Raw genomic sequence first — 17247 nt, 5'->3', positions numbered from 1 at the left:
ATTCAAGCTGAAACGTTGTGCGCCGCGGCCTCTTGAGCCTTGGCGATTTCCTGGTTGCGCAAGATAAAGCGCTGCAACTTGCCGCTTGGGGTTTTCGGCAATTCGCTGACAAATTCGATTTCACGCGGGTACGAATGCGCGGCCAGACGCTTGCGCACGTGTTGCCGCAGCTCTTCGGCCAGCGCCGGTTCGGCGCGGTATTGTGGGTTGAGCACGACGAAGGCCTTGACCAGCTCGGTGCGCTCCGGATCCGGCTTGCCGACCACCGCGGCTTCGACCACCGCCGGGTGTTCGATCAGCGCGCTTTCGACGTCGAACGGGCCGACGCGGTAGCCGGAGGTGGTGATCACGTCATCACTGCGGCCGACGAAGCTGATGCTGCCGTCCGGGTTCCACTCCACGGTGTCGCCGCTGAGGTAGTAATTGCCGACGAAGGCTTTGGTCGGCACGCCCTCGTAGCCGCCGAACCAGCACATCGGCGACTGGGTGCGGTCGATGGCGAGAATGCCCGGCTGGCCGACACCGAGTTCGTTGTACTGCTCGTCGAGCACCACGATGCGATGGCCCGGCGAGGCGAAACCGGCGGCGCCGAGGTGGATCGGGTGCTGCAGACCGTGGTGGTTGCACAGGACCATGCCCAGTTCGGTCTGGCCGTAATGATCGTGAATCACCACGTCGAGGTTGTCGGCGAACCAGCGGATCACTTCCGGATTGAGCGGCTCGCCGGCGCTGCTGACGATGCGCAGCTTGCCCTTGATCGACTTGGCGAACTCGTTGCCGCCGGCAATCAACAGACGATACGCGGTTGGCGAACCGGTAAGGTTGGTGATGGCGTATTTGTTGATCACCCGGCAAGTGCTTTCGAGGGTGAACGGGCCATCGTAAAAGGTGATCGGGTGCCCCATCGACATAGGGCCGGTGACGCCGAAATAGATGCCGTAGGCCCAGCCCGGATCGGCGACGTTCCAGAACGAATCTTCGGGACGCAGATCCACCGCGTCGCGGGTGTAACTCAGGAACGCGACGATCGCCTTGAGCGGCACCGACAGTGCTTTCGACGGACCGGTGGTGCCCGAGGTGAACATCAGCAGGAACGGGTCTTCGCCCGTCAGCAGAACCGGCTCGCAGACGCTGGAGGAGTTGGCCAGCTCGGCCCAGAAGCTGAAATCGCCACGGACGATGCCCTGGCCCTTGGCGCCGCCGACGGTGACGATGGTCGGGCATTCGCTGACTTCAGCGAGTTTCGGCCGGTTGACCGCGTCAGTGACCACCACTTTGGCGCCTGAACTGTTCAGGCGATGTTCGATGGCCTTGGGGCCGAATGCGGTGAACAACGGCTGATACACCGCGCCGATGCGCCAGGTGGCGAATACGGTGATGAGCAATTCGATGTTGCGTGGCAGCAGACCGGCGACCTTGTCGCCCTTCTGCACGCCTTGTTCGAGAAGGAAATTGGCGAAACGCGCGGCTTGGTCTTGCAGCTCGCTGAAGGTGTACGTGGCACTCGCACCGTCGCGGCCTTCCCAGAACAGTGCAATGCGCCCCGGCAAGGCATGGCGGTCGCAACATTCGACGCAGGCGTTGAGCGCCTCCAGCGTGCCGCTGAGCGCAGCGTCCACGGTGTGCTGATAGTTGAACTGTTCGGTGGCAGACAAGTAATCGCGCATTGCCAGAATCCCTCGGTGTTTTTATTAGGCTGGGAACCGTAAACAACACAGGGATAGTCGCGCTGCGGCGCTGAAGCGGCAATGGTCAAAGCCATCAAAGTGGCTGACTGGTTTGGCCAAGGTTCAAAAGATGCGCTGTCCTGACTGGCCCTATCGCTGGCAAGCCAGCTCCCACAGGGTTAGCGCAAAATCTGTGGGAGCTGGCTTGCCAGCGATGGCGCCGGGCCAGGCGACAGATGCTCTGAATCAGACCGCTTCGTTAAGGATCAGGGTGCGGTAATGCCCAGGATTGGACCCCGACCACTTGCGAAACGCCTTGTAGAACGAGCTCGCATCGGCAAACCCCAGCCGCGTCGCGATTTCGACGAAGCTGATCGACGGCTCCGCCAGCCAGCTGATTGCCAGTTCCTTGCGCACGCTGTCCTTGAGCCCCTGATAGGTCTGCCCCTCCTCGGACAATCGCCGGCGCAGGGTCGAGGCGGACATGCACAGTTGTTGCGCCAGCGCCTCGGTCTCCGGCCACTGTTCGGCGGGTAGCTGCCGCAGGTCCTGTTTGATCCGGCTGGCCAGGCTTTCCGGGTCGCGGTATTTCACCAGAATGTTCGCCGGCGCATGGGCCAGAAAGCGTTTCAGTTCTTCGGCCGTACGCTTGATCGGCAGGTCGAGGCAGTCAGCAGCAAAGATCATCCGCGTGCGCGGACGCTCGAAGCGCAGGTTTTCCGAGAACATTACCCGGTAGTCGTCGCAGAAATCCGGCTCGGCGCAGCGCAACTCGATCGCCAGAATCGGAATCCGCCGCCCCGCCAGCCAACAGGCCACGCCGTGGACGATCATCCAGTAGGTGAAATAGGTAAACGCCCGGCGCGGCTCGGGATCGTCTTCGAGCAGGACGATTTCCGCCAGGCTCTGCTGATGCGCCAATTGCGCGGGCATTTTTTCCAGCATCAAGGAGAGGAAATTCAGGCCCATGCCCAGGCCGGCGGCCAGCGTCGGTTGCGCCATGGCGCTGCGGCAAAGGAACTCAAGGCTGCCGGACTTGAGCTTGCGTGGGTCCATGCCGAAGAACTCGTCATCACCGCGCCGGGCCAGCAAGCGCCAGAGTCTGGCGTATTGCGAGGCAGGCACCCGACCTTGCTCGCTGTGCAGCAGCGCCGGAGCAATCCCGACCTTGTTCAAGACTTCATCCGTGGCCACGCCCGGGGCACAACTTTGCAGCAGCGCTTCACGCACCAGTTGAACGGCAATGGTGTCTTTTTCCGACATGGAGCGAGGCAGACCTTGTTGTTTTCGAGTGAGTGGCATCTTAACGCAGGATGCGAATTCAGCACGAATCCCCTGTGGGAGCGGGCTTGCTCGCGAAGGCGATGTGTCAGCAACATCCTTATCGACTGACGCGCCGCCTTCGCGAGCAAGCCCGCTCCCACAGGGATTTGTGCGTGGCAAAAAACAGGTTGTTCAGCTTGCGTTCAGGTTTATGTCAATCATTGTCATGTGAGAATGGTTGTCATTATGTTGCAACTTGTAACTTCTTCGAATGACTTAGTGGACACCGAATGCTCGTTCCCTTTCTGATCATGCTGCGCGAAGGCATTGAAGCCGCGCTGATCGTTGGCATCATCGCCAGCTACCTGCAACAAACCGGACGTGGCCAATGGATGCCGGCAGTGTGGATCGGCGTCTTCCTCGCCGCCGCTCTGGCGCTGCTGGTCGGCGGTGGCCTGGAACTGGTCAGCGCCGAATTCCCACAGAAACAGCAGGAGTTGTTCGAAGGCATTGTCGGTCTGATCGCGGTGGGCATTCTCAGTTCGATGGTGTTCTGGATGCGCAAGGTTGCGCGCTCGATCAAGCATTCGTTGCAAGCCTCGCTCGATCACGCCCTGACCTCGTCAAAGCATCAGGTGATCGCGCTGATCGCCATGGTGTTCTTCGCCGTGGCTCGCGAAGGCCTGGAAACCGTGTTCTTCCTGCTCGCCGTGTTCCAGCAGAGCGAAGGCCCGGGCGCGCCGATCGGTGCCCTGCTCGGCCTGGTGCTGGCGATTGTTGTCGGCTTCCTGATCTACAGCGGCAGCATGCGCCTGAACCTCTCGGCGTTCTTCAAGTGGACCGGGTTGTTCATTCTGGTGGTCGCCGCCGGGATCCTCGCCAATTCGGTGCAAGCCCTGCATGAAGCCGGCGTGTGGAATCACCTGCAAACCGTGCTGTTCGACTTCAGCGCGACGCTGCCGATGGACGGCCCGCTGGGTTCGGTGCTGGCCGGCATGTTCGGGTATCAGGATGCGCCGACCGTCAGCACTCTCGGTGCGTACCTGATCTATCTGGTGCTGGCGCTGGTGATGTTTTTCTACCCCGCCGCGCCGGCCTCGAGCGCTGACGCCGCCGGCAAATCGTCTTCCGTTTCCAGCCAATAAGGGCCTCCATGTCAAAGCCTAATACTCCTCAGGCCTCGCCTTCCCGCGCCTTGCGCTGGGCGGTGGCCGGTTCGGTGGTCGTGATGATCGCCGCCGGTGGCCTGTTCTACTACGCCTCGAAAATGGCCGCGGCCAAGCGTCAGCACAACCATGACGAAGTGGTGGTCAACATCAACGCGCACAGCTGTGATCCGAACGAGCTGACGGTTCCCGCCGGTCGCGCCAGTTTCCGCATCGTCAACCGCTCCGACCGGGCGGTGGAATGGGAAATCCTCGACGGCGTGCTGGTGATCGAAGAGCGCGAAAACATCGCGCCGGGCCTGAGCCAGGTGATCAACGCCAATCTGCAACCCGGCGACTACGCGATCACTTGCGGTCTGCTGAGCAATCCACGTGGCGTACTGCACGTAACGCCGACTGCGGCTTCCGATGCTGCCGCCAAGGCCAAGCTATCGATGGTCGCTTTCGTCGGGCCGCTGTCGGAGTTCCGCGTGTATCTGGCGACGCAAGGCAGCGCGCTGATCAAAGCCGTGACCGCGCTGAATCAGGCGATTGCCGGTGGCGACCTGGCCCAGGCACAGGCGCTGTACCTGCCGGCCCGTGCCGCTTACCAGCGTCTGGCGCCTGCCGCGCAACGTCTGGCGGAACTGGACAACAGCATCAACGCCCGCGCCGATTACTTCGAAAAACGCGAACAGGATCCAGCGTTCGTCGGTTTCCACCGGATCGAATACGCGCTGTTTCAGCAACGCAGCCTCGACGGCTTGAACCCGGTCGCCGAGCGTCTGCTGGCCGACGTCACCACGCTCAAGCAACAGCTGCTGGCCCAATCGCTGCCACCGGAGCAACTGGTGAGCATCGTGGTGCGCAACCTCAACACCCTGGCCGACGTGCGCGCCGCCAGCGGCGAAGAGGAACGCTACAGCCACGCCGATCTCAACGGCTTCGCCAGCAACCTGGAAACCGCACACAAAGTGGTCGAGCTGCTGCGGCCGATGCTGACCAGGTCGGCGCCGGATCTGCTGCCGAAAATCGACGCGGCGCTGAGTGATTTCGACAGCGTACTGAACAGCTTCAAGGTCAAGGACGGCTACGCCACTTACGACATGGTCAGTGGCGAACAACGCAAACAGATCGCCGACAAGGCTCAGGCCCTGGCTGACGCTCTGGATGGCATCGATCCCGCCCTCGGCCTTTCCGGCCTGTAAGCAGAAGACGAATACCGATGAAAGAATTGCAAAACCTCGATCTGCAACGTCGCCGCCTGCTGATGGGCATGGGTGTCGCCGGCGTCGCACTGGCCGGTTCGGCCCTGAGCTGCCCGGCCATGGCGGCAACCCCGGCGCAAGTCACCGAAGCGCCGAGCAGCGACAAGACCGAAGACCGCCACGATTTCCACGGCGTGCACCAGACCGGGATCGTCACCCCGCGTCCGGCGTCCGGCATGTTCGTGTCGTTCGACGTGCTGGCCAGTGATCGCGAAGACCTTGAGCGGCTGTTCCGTACCCTCAACGAGCGCATCGCGTTCCTGATGAAGGGCGGCCCGGTGGCGCAGATCGACCCGAAACTGCCGCCGCCGGATTCCGGCATTCTCGGCCCGGTGGTGACTCCGGACAACCTGACCATCACCGTCTCGGTGGGCGAGTCGCTGTTCGACGAGCGCTTCGGTCTGGCCGCCGCCAAACCGAAGCGCCTGCAACGCATGGTCGGCTTCCCCAACGATGCGCTGGAGGCCGATTGCTGCCACGGCGACTTGAGCCTGCAGTTCTGCTCGAACACCGCCGACACCAACATTCACGCCTTGCGCGACATCGTCAAGAACCTGCCGGACCTGCTGCTGGTGCGCTGGAAACAGGAAGGCAGCGTGCCGCCACAAGCCCCGGCCAAACCGGGTGTGCCGGCGCAATCGGCGCGTAACTTTCTCGGTTTCCGCGACGGCTCGGCCAACCCCGATTCCAACGATGCCAAGGCCATGGACAAGATTGTCTGGGTGCAACCGGGCAGCGATGAGCCGGCGTGGGCGGCCCACGGCAGCTATCAAGCGGTGCGGATCATCCGCAATTTTGTCGAGCGCTGGGATCGTACGCCGTTGCAGGAACAGGAAAGCATCATCGGCAGGGTCAAGACCACGGGTGCGCCGATGGGCGCCAACCATGAAACCGAAGTCCCGGATTACAGCAAAGACCCGGGAGGCAAACTGACCAAGCTCGACGCACACATTCGCCTGGCCAACCCGCGCACCGCCGCGAGCCAGGCCAATCTGATCCTGCGCCGGCCGTTCAACTACTCCAACGGCGTGAACAAGAACGGCCAGCTCGACATGGGCCTGCTGTTCATCTGCTACCAGGCCGATCTGGAAAAAGGCTTCATCACCGTGCAGACCCGGCTCAACGGCGAGCCGCTTGAGGAATACCTCAAACCGGTCGGCGGCGGTTACTTCTTCACCCTTCCGGGTGTCACCGGCGACAAGGATTTCATCGGTCGCTCGCTGCTCAACGCCACCCAACCCAAAACAGCTGCCTAACCATAAAAAACCTCGGAGCCGCTCCATGAAAAAGTCGCCACTCGCGTTACTGCTGACCCTCGGTTTGCTCAACACCCCGCTGTCGGCGTTCGCCGCGACGGCGCCACTGGATCTGGTCGGCCCGGTGTCGGACTACAAGATCTACGTCACCGAGCAACTGGATGAACTGGGCAGCCACACCAAACAATTCACCGATGCGGTGAAGAAAGGCGATCTGGCCACCGCGCAAAAGCTCTACGCGCCGACCCGCGTCTACTACGAGTCGATCGAGCCGATTGCCGAGCTGTTCAGTGACCTTGATGCGTCCATCGACTCGCGCGTCGACGACCACGAAAAAGGCGTGAAGGCTGAAGACTTCACCGGTTTTCACCGTATCGAATACTCGCTGTTCTCGGAGAAAACCACTGAAGGCCTGACCGCTCTGGCGGACAAGCTCGACAGCGATGTGAAAGACCTGCAAACCCGCGTTGCCGGCCTGACCTTCCCGCCGGAGAAAGTCGTCGGTGGTGCTGCTGCTCTGCTGGAAGAGGTTGCCGCGACCAAGATCTCCGGTGAAGAAGACCGTTACAGCCACACCGACCTGTATGACTTCCAGGGCAACATCGACGGCGCGAAGAAAATCGTCGACCTGTTCCGTCCGCAGATCGAAAAACAGGACAAGGCGTTTGTTGCCAAAGTCGACAAGAACTTCGCCACCGTGGACAAGATCCTTGCCAAGTACAAGACCAAGGACGGTGGTTTCGAGACTTATGACAAGGTGAAGGATAACGACCGCAAAGCACTGGTCGGGCCGGTCAATACCTTGGCGGAAGACCTGTCCACGTTGCGTGGCAAGCTGGGTCTGAACTGAGTTTATTGAGCGTCCAAGCAGGCCCCATCGCTGGCAAGCCAGCTCCCACAATGTTCTTGGTGTACACGATATTTGTGAATGACCGAGAATACTGTGGGAGCTGGCTTGCCAGCGATGGCATTTTCAGCAGCGCTAGAGAATCCGGTAGAGCAACCGCTCGATCCGCACCCGACTCACGCGCTTGAGAAACTTCGCCACCCCCGCCGGGTACTCCGGCAAGGTCTCCAGGTTCTGGAAACTGGCAATCCGCGTGGTGTTGCGGAAGATCTCTTGCTGCTCCTTCGCCCGTGGCTCAAGCCACTCGCCTTGCGGATCATCGATCAACAGCGCGTTTTCCAGGTCGAGGCGGAACGCCCGTGGATTGAGGTTGTTGCCGGTCAGCAGCGTATAGCGCTGGTCGACCCACATGCCCTTGAGGTGATAGCTGTTGTCGCCGTCACGCCACAGATGCAGGTTCAACTGGCCGCTGTCGATGTTGCGCTGATGCCGCTTGGCAAAACGCCGCAGGCTGATTTCGTACAGATACGGCAGCGCCGCAATCACCTTGAACGGCTCGCTCGGCGGAATGTAGAAATCGTTGGCCGTCTTGTCGCCGACCACGATGTCGATCTTCACCCCACGGGCCAGCGCACGGTTGACCTCGCGGATGATCGGCAGCGGCAGGTTGAAGTACGGCGTGCAGATGGTCAGCTGCTGTTGCGCACTGGCGATCAGCTCGACAATCACCCGGTTCAACGGGTTGTTCTTGCCCACGCCCAGCAGCGGACTCACCGACAGGCCGGTGTGCGCCGTGCTGCCGGCGCTGGTGTCGTACGCCGCATATTTGAGGCGGCTGCGCAGGTCGCCGATGTCGTTGCGCAAGCTGCGGGTAGTCGGCAGGTTCGGCAGGTCGAGGCGATGCACAGCCTTGGATTCGATCAGGCCGTGCTTGACCAGGTGATGCATTGAATCCGCCAGTTCGCGGCTGTGCAGCACGTGGTAGCGGTCGAAACGGTACTTGTCGAACTTGTGCAGGTAGACGTTGTTCAGGCTCGCACCGCTGTAAACCACGCAATCGTCGATCACGAAGCCTTTCAGATGCAGGACGCCGAACAGTTCGCGGGTCTGCACCGGCACGCCGTAGACCGGCACTTCGCTCTGATGGGTGCGGGTCATTTCCTGGTACCACGCCGAGTTGCCCGGCTGTTTGCCGGCACCGATCAACCCGCGCTGGGCGCGCAGCCAGTCAACCACCACGACGATCTCCAGCTCCGGGCGCTTGAGCTTGGCGGCGTGCAAGGCATCGAGGATTTCCTGACCGGCCTCGTCGTGCTGCAGATACAGCGCAACGATGTAGATGCGCCGGGTCGCCTCGGCGATTTTCTCCAGCAGGCAACGACGGAACTCGGCGGCGCCGGACAGAATGGTCACGGCCTCGGCAGTCAGCGGAAAGCTGCGCAGTTTGGGCAGCAAAGAGCGTTTGAAAAGCAACGGCATAGGGCTCGCAATGGGTCGAATCCGAAGAACCCGAGAGCTTACACCATCAACCGGTTCGGGTCTTGTTACTGTCTGTAATGCCCCCTTCGCGAGCAGGCTCGCTCCCACAATGGATCGCATTTCAAATGTGGGAGCGAGCCTGCTCGCGAAAGCGGTATGGCAGACACAAAAATAACTGCTTGACCAAGGAGAACGATCGTTCTACTGTTAGCCGCATGAACGAAATCACTGACACCTCGACCCGCGACATCATTCTGGATGTCACCGAAAAATTGATCTACAAAAGTGGCATCGCGGCCACCGGCATGGATCTTCTGGTGAAAACCGCCGGCGTCTCCAGAAAAAGCATCTACCGCTACTTCGCCAACAAGGAGGAGCTGACCGTCGCTGCCCTGCAACGCCGCGACGTGCGCTGGATGCATTGGTACAGAAGTGCTGTCGATCAGGCCGAAACCCCGGCCGACCGCCTGCTCAACCTGTTTACCGTGCTCAAAAGCTGGTTCGCTTCGGAAGGTTTCCGTGGCTGTGCCTTCATCAATACCAGTGGCGAGACCGGTGATCCCGAAGACCCGGTGCGCCAGGTCGCCAAAGACCACAAACAGAAGCTGCTCGACTACCTGTGCGAGCTGTGTACCGAACATGGCGTCGAAGATCCGCAACGTCTGGCCAGACAATTGCTGATCCTGATTGACGGCGCCATTACCGTAGCGCTTGTGATGGGTGATCACAGTGCCGCTGATAATGCGCAATGCATGGCGCGTAAGTTATTGGACCTGTAACGCCTTAAATAAGCCTCAACCGTTGTTTAATCGTTAATTAGATCGGGAGACTGACAATGTCGACTGCTGCCCAAGTGCGTCCGCCTTTACCGCCGTTCAACCGTGAATCGGCTATCGAAAAAGTACGTCTGGCCGAAGATGGCTGGAACTCTCGCGATCCCGAGAAGGTGTCGCTGGCCTACACCCTCGACACAAAATGGCGCAACCGCGCCGAGTTCGCCAACAACCGAGAGGAAGCCAAGGCCTTCCTGACCCGCAAATGGGCCAAGGAACTTGATTACCGCTTGATCAAGGAACTTTGGGCGTATTCGGACACGCGGATTGCCGTGCGCTATGCCTATGAATGGCGCGACGATTCGGGCAACTGGTTTCGTTCCTACGGCAATGAAAACTGGGAGTTCGATGAGCACGGGCTGATGTTCCAGCGCTATGCCTGCATCAACGACATGCCGATCAAGGAAAGCGAGCGCAAGTTCCATTGGCCGCTGGGTCGGCGTCCGGATGATCATCCGGGGCTCTCCGATCTCGGTCTGTAAGCTCACATAGTTCCAATTGTAGGAGTGAGCCTGCTCGCGATAGCGGTGTGTCAGTCAACCTGAATATTGAATGTTCATACGCAATCGCGAGCAGGCTCACTCCTACAGGAGATTTGTTGGTGGTCAGGCTACTGCGGCAGTCCTTTCAGCCTCCAGTTCCCGCACCAACGGCAACACACGCTTGCCGAAATACTCCACCTCCTCCTGAAAGTGCAGAAACCCCGCCAACACCAGATCCACCCCCACCGTTTTCAGCGCCACAATCCGCTCGGCAATCTGCTGTGGCGTACCGATCAGGTTGGTCTTGAAGCCATCGTTGTACTGCACCAGATCCTCGAACGTCGATTTCGCCCAGTTGCCCTCACCTTCCGGCGACGCCCTGCCCGCTTGCTTCGCTGCGTCACCAAAGGCGTTCACCGCTTCCGGGTCAGCCTGATCGATGATCTGCGCCAGTACAGCACGCGCCTCTTCTTCAGTGTCGCGAGCAATCACGAAGGCGTTGACGCCGATTTTCACCGAATGATTGTTGGCCGCCGCTTTGGCCCGGATGTCATCGACCTGCGCCTTGATCCCTTCGACACTGTTGCCGTTGGTGAAATACCAGTCCGAGACCCGCGCCGCCATGTCTCGTGCCGCACGGGAACTGCCGCCCTGGAAAATTTCCGGGCGGCCCAGCGGTTTCGGTTTGAGGCTGTAATGGTCGAAGCGGTAGAAGTCGCCGCGAAAGCTGAAGTTATCCTGGCTCCAAATCCCGCGCAGCGAGCGGATGAATTCTTCGGAACGCCGGTAGCGCTCGTCGTGTTCCAGCCAATGTTCGCCGATGGCCTGGAATTCGCCCTTGAACCAACCGCTGACGATGTTCACCGCAATCCGGCCGTTGGTGAGTTGATCGATGGTCGCCAGTTGCTTGGCTGCCAGCGCCGGCTGCCATGGCCCCGGCAGAATCGCCGCGATGACTTTGAGCCTGGTGGTAGCCGCCAGCAGCGCATGACTGAACGCCACCGACTCATGCTGGAACTCGGCACCGTAACCGGCGGTAAAGCGGATCTGCGTCAGGGCGTACTCGAACCCGGCCGCTTCGGCGAGTTGCGCGAGTTTGCGGTTGTAGTCGATGCCCCAGTCAGTGCGCTGCTCGATCTTGCTGACCACCAGGCCACCACTGACGTTCGGCACCCAGTAGGCGAATTTCACGGCTTGCTTGCTCATTGGCGTGTCCTCGGGACATTGGGAAGGTCAATGGGACAGAGCAGCAAGCGTGCCAGCGTCCAGAGGGCCGGTTTTATTGGGCTTGAGGCTGATGGAGTTGCATTGTTGGAGGGTGATTTGTTGTCGAGGTGTTGGTTGGGCAACAGTTGAATAGTTGGTGTCTGAGCTGACCTCATCGCTGGCAAGCCAGCTCCCACAGGTTTCCGGTATGTTCGCAACATTTGTGTTCACTAGAGATCTCTGTGGGAGCTGGCTTGCCAGCGATGGGGCTTTACGGGTCGCCGCAACACCTGGAAATGAGTAACATGTCAGCCCTTCCCCGCAGCCCTTCTGCGCCCTGCCGAATAAGCCGATTCCATGCCTTTCGAACTCAGCGTTGACCTCACCACCCTGGCCGTTCTGGCCCTCGTCGCTTTCATTGCCGGTTTCATCGACGCCATCGCTGGCGGCGGCGGTCTGTTGACCACCCCGGCGCTGCTCACTGCCGGCCTGCCACCGCACCTGGTGCTGGGCACCAACAAACTGAGTTCGACGTTCGGCTCGGCCACCGCCAGTTTCACCTTCTACCGACGCAAACTGTTCCACCCCCGGCAGTGGATGCACGCGATCGTCGGCACCCTGGTCGGCGCGCTCACCGGTGCTGTCGTCGCGCACTACCTGCCGGCGGAATGGCTGAACAAGATGCTGCCGGTGATCGTCTTCGCCTGTGGCCTGTATCTGTTGTTCGGCGGCACGCCAAAAGCGCCGCTGGACAGCGACGCGCCGATCAAGAAGAAATGGCAATCGACCCAAGGCTTCAGTCTCGGTTTCTACGACGGCGTGGCCGGCCCCGGCACGGGTGCGTTCTGGACCGTCAGCAGCCTGCTGCTCTACCCGATCGACCTGGTCAAGGCCAGCGGGGTGGCGCGCAGCATGAACTTCGTCAGCAACATCGCGGCGCTGTCGGTGTTCGTGTTTTCCGGGCAAGTGGACTGGATCATCGGCCTGAGCATGGGCCTGTCGGTGATGGTCGGCGCGTTCTTCGGGGCGCGCACCGCGATCAGCGGCGGCGCCAAGTTCATTCGTCCGGTGTTCATCACCGTGGTATTGGGTTTGACCGTGCGCCTAGCCTGGCAACACTGGTTCAGCGTGGCCTAAGCGGCGGGCCACGTAGACGTCGATCAGATAACGGGCAATCGATTTTGACGCCGGCAACGGCGGCAGATCGTGCACGTTGAACCATTGGGCGTCTTCGATCTCGTCTTCCTGGCAGACGATCTCGCCCCCGGCGTATTCGGCATGGAAGCCGAGCATCATCGAATGCGGGAACGGCCAGCACTGGCTGCCCATGTACTGGATGTTCTTCACTTCGATGCTGACCTCCTCGCGCACCTCGCGAATCAGACAGTCCTCCGCCGACTCGCCCGGCTCGGCGAACCCGGCCAGCGTGCTGTAGACCCCGGTGACGAAACGCGGTGAACGCGCCAGCAGGATCTCGTCTCCGCGGGTGATCAGCACAATCATGCTCGGCGAAATGCGCGGATAACTGCGCAAGTCGCACGGCCGGCAATACATCGCTCGCTCGCGCGGCACCTGCGTCATCGCCTGCCCACAGTTGCCGCAGAAGCGATGTTCACGCGCCCAGGTGCCGATCTGCGCGGCATAGCCCAGCACCTTATAGACGGTGTGATCGCCTTCGAGCATGAACGCCCGCAGACCTTTCCAGTTGCAGCCCGGCACGTCGCTGGAGCTGTGCAATTCCAGCAGATACACCGGCTCGCCATCGAGATGGCCGATGCCGTGTTCGGTGAGAATCGACAACTCCTGACGCTTGAGCCATTCCCGCGGGAACAGCGCGCCGTTGTCATCGAACAGAAAGCCTTCGGGGCTGCGCGCCACGGCCCAGCCGCCGGGTTGATCGGTGTCCAGTACTGCAGTGGTCCAGCGAGCTGTCATGGTTTCTCAATCCAGAAATTCGGGTTTCTGTTTACTCATATGGGCGGCCATGGCCACGCGCAAGTCGGTGGATTGCAACATGGCGGCGTTCCAGGTGGCAACGTATTCGAGGCCGTCGTCGATGCGATGGTCGCGCATGTAGCTGATCATTTCCTTGGTGCCGGTGACCGCGATTGGCGATTTGCTGGCGATCTCGCGAGCAATGTCCATCACGCCTTCGAGCAGCAGCTCCTTGTCAGCGTAAACACGATTGACCAGACCGATGCTGCGCGCTTCATCTGCGCCGAAAGTGCGCCCGGTGTAAGCCAGTTCACGCAGCATGCCGTCCCCGATGATCCGTGGCAACCGTTGCAAAGTGCCAACATCGGCAGCCATGCCGATGTCTATTTCCTTGATCGAGAACTGCGCGTCTTCGGCGGCGTAGCGCATGTCGCACGCGGCGATCAGGTCGATCGCACCGCCGAGGCAATAGCCTTGAATCGCCGCCAGTACCGGTTTGCGGCAGTTGTCGACGGCGTTGAACGAGGCTTGCAGGGTGAGAATCTTGCGCCGCAGCAGGCGCGCGTTACGGCCGACGTCCTTGCCCAGTTCATTGGCGACGCCGGCGAGCATCATCAGGTCGATGCCGGAGGAAAAGTGTTTGCCGTTGCCGCTCAGCACCACCACCCGCACTTCGTCGGTGTCATCGATCCACTGGAAAATCTCGACGATCTCGCTCCAGAACGCGGCGTTCATCGAGTTGATCTTTTCCGGGCGATTGATCTGCACATGCGCGATGTTGTCGGCCAGTTCGACGCTGAAGGCGGTGTATTGAGTCATGGCAGTGATCCTTTACCGGGCTGAAAATGAGGCCCGAACTATAACAAGGCATGACAATGGCGGTTCGGCCAAATGCGGGACTGCTTCGAGAGATGCAGTGTCAGGGCTGGCCTCTTCGCGAGCAGGCTCGCTCCCACATTGATATTCGGTGAACGCAGTTTCTGCATTCACCACCGATCCTTGTGGGAGCGAGCCTGCTCGCGAAGTGCTGTACCGCCGATCTAACCGCCCTTCACCGCCACATACGCCGCCGTCTCATAAGGCACCGTCAGCACATGCCGCCCACGCAACGCCGGCTCCGAGGCAATCAACGCGCGAATCTGCTCATCAACCCTGTCGCGCTGCGCCTGCGGCAAGGCCGCAATGAAACTGGTGGAGCGCACCCGATTGAAGATCACGTCCTCGGGCGAGCCGGTGTGTCCATGATGAAACTGCTGCAACTGCAACGGCCCGAACGCCGGATGCGGAAACGCCTGACGCCATTGGCCGGTGTAGTAACGCGGCGTGTCCCCCTCCAGCGCATTCACGATAGCGTCGAGTTTCGGCACCCAGCTGACCTGTGTATCGCGCAGGTTCCAGATCAGCCCGAGTCTGCCGCCGGGTTTAAGCACGCGGGCGATTTCCGTCAGGGCTTCCGGGGTGGCGAACCAATGGAACGCCTGCGCGCAGACCACTGCATCCACCGACGCGTCAGGCAGTGGCAGATCGGTCGCGGTACCGCTCACCGCCAACACCTGCGGCCAGGCCGCGGAAAGTTTTTCCAGCATCTGCGCCACCGGTTCCACGGCGATCACCTGCGCGTCGGTGGCCGCCAGCCGTCCGGTGAACTTGCCGGTGCCGGCGCCCAGATCGATGACGGTCTTGTGACTGTCCAGACCCAACGTCTGGGTCAGCCACTGACTGACCTGCGGCGGATAGTCCGGGCGGCCCTTGATGTAGGTGTCAGCGGCAGTCTTGTAGCCGGCAGCAGCGGAGTGATGGACCTGATCTTTCATGGCAGTTCCTCGTGTGTCAGCGCCGGGGCATGGCAAAGCGCTGGATGGACGGCGGGCGTAGCCGAGCATAACGCCGCGATTTGCGCGTACCTTGAACAGAGCCTGACAAAGCAATGAATAAAATGCCGGGCTGTGGTGTTCAAAGTGAAACATAACCCTCTGTGGAGCCTTGCCCATGACTATCCGTTCCGTTATGTTCGCCGCCCCGTTGCTGCTGGTCACCGTGTTGTCCGCATCGATGGCGTTTGCCAACGGTGATGAAAGCGCGCCCGTGCAGAAGCCCAACTGCCCCAAAGGCCAGGTCTGGGACAGCAAATCACAGAAATGTGTGCTGCAGACCAGCAGCGCCGTACGGGATGCCGATCGCACCGACTATGCCTACCGATTGGCCAAGGACGGTCGCTACGAAGAAGCCCTGGCCCTGCTCGACACCCTGCAACAACCGAACACCGCCAAGGCCCTCAACTATCGCGGGTACGCCACACGAAAACTGGGGCGTACCGATGAAGGCATCGGCTATTACCTGCAATCGGTGAAACTCGATCCGCAGTACGCGCAAGTGCGTGAATACCTCGGCGAAGCCTATGTGATCAAAGGCCGCGTCGACCTGGCGCAGGAGCAATTGCAGCAGATCAAATCGATTTGCGGCACCGCCTGCGAGGAATACCAGGACCTGGCTGAAGCCATCAACGATTCATCGAAAACCTGACATAGATAAAGGAACGCCATCATCGTCAGCGATCAGGCATTCAGAGCGGAACTCGGACAGCATCTGGCGCGGCTGTGGCGCTACGGCCTGCTGCTGTCGCGCAATCGTCACGTGGCCGAGGATCTGGTGCAGGCCACGTGTGTGCGGGCGCTGGAACGTGTCGGCCAATATGTGGCCGGCACGCGCATGGATCGCTGGCTGCTGAGCATCCTGCATTCAATCTGGCTCAACGAAGTGCGCGCCCGCCGGGTGCGTCAGGGCGCTGGTCAGGTCGATGCCGACGCGCAACTGGCCTTCGATGGCGAATACGCCGCGCAGACTCATGTGATGGCGGCGCAAGTGATTCGCCGGGTCGATGCGTTGCCGGAAACCCAGCGCGAAACCGTGTATCTGGCTTATGTCGAAGGCCTGTCCTACCGCGAAGTCGCCGAGATCCTGCAAGTGCCGATCGGCACGGTGATGAGCCGTCTGGCCACCGCGCGACTGAAACTGGCCGAGTACCCGCCGCTGCAAGCCGTGCCGAAAACCACCGGAGGTGACCACCCATGAACAAGCCCTCCGACGAACAACTGGTGGCCTACCTCGACGACGAGCTGGACCCCGCGTATCGCGCCCAACTCGACGGCGCGATTGCCGACGACCCGTTGCTCAGCCTGCGCGTGCAATGGTTCGAACGCAGCAGCCTGCCGTACAAGGAAGCCTATGACGAACTGGCGCAACAGGCACCGCTGGAACGTTTGCAGGCGCGCCTTGATGCCATCCCCGCCCCTCAGCAGCCAGGCCTGAGCCGACGCTGGTTCATCGGTGCGGCCGCCGCGAGTCTGCTGGCGGGCGGCGTGTTGGCCGATCGCCTGTTTCTCGCCTGGCAAACGCAGCAAACGCATAACTGGCGCGCCCTGGTGGGCGACTACATGGCACTGTATGTGCCGCAAACCCTCGATCACCTGCCCAGTGACGAAGCCAGCCAGCGATCGCAACTGCGTGCGGTAGATGCACGCTTGGGGCTGAGTCTGTCGCCGGCACTGGTGAAGTTGCCGGGCGCCGAACTCAAGCGTGCACAAATGCTCGAGTACGACGGTGTGCCGATTGCGCAACTGACCTATCTCGATGCGAAACACGGGCCGCTGGCCTTGTGCGTGACTCGCTCCAACAGTGGCAGCCAGCCTTTGGCGCACGAACGGCGCCACGAAATGAACGTGGTGTACTGGACCGAAGGTGAGCATGCGTGGATGTTGATCGGGCACAACCCGGCGCCGGCGCTGGAAGACCTGGCAAAACACCTGGTCGACAAGCTGGGCGCGTGAGTGCCGCTCCACTATGCTGAGCGGGTGATTATCCAAGGA

At 61.0% G+C, this 17247-nt stretch carries 17 protein-coding genes; 10 read left to right on the top strand and 7 right to left on the bottom strand.

Features of this window, described 5'->3' with window-relative positions; translation table 11 throughout:
* Positions 1-2: 2 nt before the first annotated feature.
* The gene (locus tag HDC30_RS22570; protein ID WP_183785003.1) at positions 3-1667 is read right to left on the bottom strand and encodes an AMP-binding protein; all 1665 of its coding nucleotides are present in this window, start codon (positions 1665-1667) and stop codon (positions 3-5) included.
* Positions 1668-1913: 246 nt separating this feature from the next.
* The gene (locus tag HDC30_RS22565; RefSeq protein WP_183785001.1) at positions 1914-2930 is read right to left on the bottom strand and encodes an AraC family transcriptional regulator; all 1017 of its coding nucleotides are present in this window, start codon (positions 2928-2930) and stop codon (positions 1914-1916) included.
* A gap of 290 nt (positions 2931-3220) precedes the next feature.
* Here HDC30_RS22565 and efeU point away from each other — a divergent pair, with 290 nt between their 5' ends.
* Genes efeU through efeO (HDC30_RS22545) form a run of 4 tightly spaced genes read left to right on the top strand, consistent with a single transcriptional unit; the run spans position 3221 to position 7449 of the window.
* On the top strand, positions 3221-4075 hold the full coding sequence (gene efeU / locus HDC30_RS22560; protein ID WP_183784999.1) for an iron uptake transporter permease EfeU: 855 nt from the start codon (positions 3221-3223) through the stop codon (positions 4073-4075).
* 8 nt (positions 4076-4083) lie between these two features.
* Positions 4084-5283 carry an iron uptake system protein EfeO gene (efeO, locus tag HDC30_RS22555; protein ID WP_183784997.1) on the top strand — a complete coding sequence of 400 codons (1200 nt, stop codon included), beginning with the start codon at positions 4084-4086 and terminating at the stop codon, positions 5281-5283.
* A 17-nt stretch (positions 5284-5300) separates the two neighbouring features.
* A complete protein-coding gene (gene efeB / locus HDC30_RS22550) occupies positions 5301-6599 on the top strand; it encodes an iron uptake transporter deferrochelatase/peroxidase subunit (protein ID WP_183784994.1) in 1299 nt (432 codons plus the stop codon).
* Positions 6600-6624: 25 nt separating this feature from the next.
* Complete coding sequence (gene efeO, locus HDC30_RS22545; RefSeq protein WP_027611970.1) at positions 6625-7449, top strand: iron uptake system protein EfeO; 825 nt, start codon at positions 6625-6627, stop codon at positions 7447-7449.
* Positions 7450-7581: 132 nt separating this feature from the next.
* Here the strand turns inward: efeO (HDC30_RS22545) and pssA are convergent, their stop codons facing one another.
* Positions 7582-8925: a CDP-diacylglycerol--serine O-phosphatidyltransferase gene (gene pssA, locus HDC30_RS22540; RefSeq protein ID WP_115989828.1), complete on the bottom strand. Its 1344-nt coding sequence runs from the start codon at positions 8923-8925 to the stop codon at positions 7582-7584.
* 215 nt (positions 8926-9140) lie between these two features.
* Between pssA and HDC30_RS22535 the strand changes: the two genes are divergently transcribed.
* Both HDC30_RS22535 and HDC30_RS22530 read left to right on the top strand, forming a co-directional pair.
* Positions 9141-9704, top strand: a complete 564-nt coding sequence (locus tag HDC30_RS22535) for a TetR/AcrR family transcriptional regulator (protein WP_096796073.1) — start codon at positions 9141-9143, stop codon at positions 9702-9704.
* Positions 9705-9760: 56 nt separating this feature from the next.
* Positions 9761-10240 (top strand): nuclear transport factor 2 family protein, encoded by a 480-nt coding sequence (locus HDC30_RS22530; protein WP_007963424.1) that lies wholly within the window; start codon positions 9761-9763, stop codon positions 10238-10240.
* Between the two features lie 123 nt (positions 10241-10363).
* Here HDC30_RS22530 and sfnG read toward each other — a convergent pair whose 3' ends face one another.
* Positions 10364-11446 carry a dimethylsulfone monooxygenase SfnG gene (sfnG, locus tag HDC30_RS22525; RefSeq protein ID WP_183784992.1) on the bottom strand — a complete coding sequence of 361 codons (1083 nt, stop codon included), beginning with the start codon at positions 11444-11446 and terminating at the stop codon, positions 10364-10366.
* Between the two features lie 357 nt (positions 11447-11803).
* On the opposite strand from sfnG, the gene HDC30_RS22520 reads away from it, so the two are divergent.
* Positions 11804-12583 (top strand): TSUP family transporter, encoded by a 780-nt coding sequence (locus HDC30_RS22520; protein WP_007951261.1) that lies wholly within the window; start codon positions 11804-11806, stop codon positions 12581-12583.
* Here the strand turns inward: HDC30_RS22520 and nudC are convergent.
* The 3 genes from nudC to HDC30_RS22505 form a co-directional block, all read right to left on the bottom strand.
* Complete coding sequence (gene nudC, locus HDC30_RS22515) at positions 12551-13381, bottom strand: NAD(+) diphosphatase (RefSeq protein WP_183784990.1); 831 nt, start codon at positions 13379-13381, stop codon at positions 12551-12553. The two genes, HDC30_RS22520 and nudC, sit on opposite strands and share 33 nt — an antisense overlap.
* Positions 13382-13387: 6 nt before the next feature.
* Positions 13388-14200 (bottom strand): crotonase/enoyl-CoA hydratase family protein, encoded by an 813-nt coding sequence (locus tag HDC30_RS22510; protein ID WP_027611976.1) that lies wholly within the window; start codon positions 14198-14200, stop codon positions 13388-13390.
* Positions 14201-14421: 221 nt separating this feature from the next.
* The gene (locus HDC30_RS22505; protein ID WP_183784988.1) at positions 14422-15195 is read right to left on the bottom strand and encodes a class I SAM-dependent methyltransferase; all 774 of its coding nucleotides are present in this window, start codon (positions 15193-15195) and stop codon (positions 14422-14424) included.
* A gap of 175 nt (positions 15196-15370) precedes the next feature.
* On the opposite strand from HDC30_RS22505, the gene HDC30_RS22500 reads away from it, so the two are divergent.
* The 3 genes from HDC30_RS22500 to HDC30_RS22490 all read left to right on the top strand — a co-directional run bounded on the left by HDC30_RS22500 (position 15371) and on the right by HDC30_RS22490 (position 17208).
* Positions 15371-15904: a tetratricopeptide repeat protein gene (locus HDC30_RS22500; RefSeq protein ID WP_027611978.1), complete on the top strand. Its 534-nt coding sequence runs from the start codon at positions 15371-15373 to the stop codon at positions 15902-15904.
* Positions 15905-15994: 90 nt separating this feature from the next.
* Positions 15995-16453 carry a sigma-70 family RNA polymerase sigma factor gene (locus tag HDC30_RS22495; RefSeq protein ID WP_260319956.1) on the top strand — a complete coding sequence of 153 codons (459 nt, stop codon included), beginning with the start codon at positions 15995-15997 and terminating at the stop codon, positions 16451-16453.
* The gene (locus HDC30_RS22490; RefSeq protein WP_183784986.1) at positions 16450-17208 is read left to right on the top strand and encodes an anti-sigma factor; all 759 of its coding nucleotides are present in this window, start codon (positions 16450-16452) and stop codon (positions 17206-17208) included. Before HDC30_RS22495 ends, HDC30_RS22490 begins: the two co-directional genes overlap by 4 nt.
* The last annotated feature ends 39 nt before the right edge of the window (positions 17209-17247 follow it).

It is taken from the genome of Pseudomonas sp. JAI115, from assembly GCF_014200835.1.
In the GTDB taxonomy this organism is placed as follows: domain Bacteria; phylum Pseudomonadota; class Gammaproteobacteria; order Pseudomonadales; family Pseudomonadaceae; genus Aquipseudomonas; species Aquipseudomonas putida_A.
Note: the sequence above shows the minus strand (reverse complement) of the source record. Positions and strands in the feature narration are given on the sequence as shown.

Bases quoted from the DNA above. Each gene is read 5' to 3' on its own strand.
- HDC30_RS22570 (WP_183785003.1), bottom strand. From the start codon at position 1,667: ATGCGCGATTACTTGTCTGCCACCGAACAGTTCAACTATCAGCACACC.
- HDC30_RS22565 (WP_183785001.1), bottom strand. From the start codon at position 2,930: ATGTCGGAAAAAGACACCATTGCCGTTCAACTGGTGCGTGAAGCGCTG.
- efeU (WP_183784999.1), top strand. From the start codon at position 3,221: ATGCTCGTTCCCTTTCTGATCATGCTGCGCGAAGGCATTGAAGCCGCG.
- efeO (WP_183784997.1), top strand. From the start codon at position 4,084: ATGTCAAAGCCTAATACTCCTCAGGCCTCGCCTTCCCGCGCCTTGCGC.
- efeB (WP_183784994.1), top strand. From the start codon at position 5,301: ATGAAAGAATTGCAAAACCTCGATCTGCAACGTCGCCGCCTGCTGATG.
- efeO (WP_027611970.1), top strand. From the start codon at position 6,625: ATGAAAAAGTCGCCACTCGCGTTACTGCTGACCCTCGGTTTGCTCAAC.
- pssA (WP_115989828.1), bottom strand. From the start codon at position 8,925: ATGCCGTTGCTTTTCAAACGCTCTTTGCTGCCCAAACTGCGCAGCTTT.
- HDC30_RS22535 (WP_096796073.1), top strand. From the start codon at position 9,141: ATGAACGAAATCACTGACACCTCGACCCGCGACATCATTCTGGATGTC.
- HDC30_RS22530 (WP_007963424.1), top strand. From the start codon at position 9,761: ATGTCGACTGCTGCCCAAGTGCGTCCGCCTTTACCGCCGTTCAACCGT.
- sfnG (WP_183784992.1), bottom strand. From the start codon at position 11,446: ATGAGCAAGCAAGCCGTGAAATTCGCCTACTGGGTGCCGAACGTCAGT.
- HDC30_RS22520 (WP_007951261.1), top strand. From the start codon at position 11,804: ATGCCTTTCGAACTCAGCGTTGACCTCACCACCCTGGCCGTTCTGGCC.
- nudC (WP_183784990.1), bottom strand. From the start codon at position 13,381: ATGACAGCTCGCTGGACCACTGCAGTACTGGACACCGATCAACCCGGC.
- HDC30_RS22510 (WP_027611976.1), bottom strand. From the start codon at position 14,200: ATGACTCAATACACCGCCTTCAGCGTCGAACTGGCCGACAACATCGCG.
- HDC30_RS22505 (WP_183784988.1), bottom strand. From the start codon at position 15,195: ATGAAAGATCAGGTCCATCACTCCGCTGCTGCCGGCTACAAGACTGCC.
- HDC30_RS22500 (WP_027611978.1), top strand. From the start codon at position 15,371: ATGACTATCCGTTCCGTTATGTTCGCCGCCCCGTTGCTGCTGGTCACC.
- HDC30_RS22490 (WP_183784986.1), top strand. From the start codon at position 16,450: ATGAACAAGCCCTCCGACGAACAACTGGTGGCCTACCTCGACGACGAG.